1 protein-coding gene is annotated in these 426 nt (G+C 69.5%); it reads left to right on the top strand.

All coding sequences use genetic code 11. From position 1 onward, the window contains the following. Positions 1-261: dihydrodipicolinate reductase C-terminal domain-containing protein (locus AC0IYH_RS29495; RefSeq protein ID WP_471837596.1), on the top strand; the 261-nt coding region annotated here is incomplete at its 5' end. Between the last annotated feature and the right edge of the window lie 165 nt (positions 262-426).

Raw genomic sequence — 426 nt, 5'->3', positions numbered from 1 at the left:
ATGTTGTCCGAACTGCGCGTCGACGACCGCGTCGGGCTGACCGGTGCGCGATCCGAAGGGACGATCGGGCTGGCGTCGCTGCGCGGCGGCTCCGTCGTGGGCGATCATAGCGTGATCCTGGCGACGGAGGGCGAGCGGGTGGAGTTGTCGCACTTCGCGCAGGATCGCTCGATCTTCGCGCGCGGCGCGGTGCGGGCGGCGATCTGGCTCGCGCGGCAACCCGCAGGCCGGTACCGGATGGGCGACGTGCTCGGGCTGTAAATGCGATGAAGCGCGCCGACATCGTCGAATTCTATCGCCGGCTGGCGGAGGCCGATCCGCATCCCGAAACGGAGCTGGAGTTCCGCAATCCCTTTACGCTGGTCGTCGCGGTCGCGCTGTCGGCGCAGGCGACCGACGCGTCGGTCAACAAGGCGACACGCGCGC

This window comes from Pseudomonas sp. AC463 (genome assembly GCF_979253585.1).
This window is presented reverse-complemented; position numbering and strand designations above follow the sequence as displayed.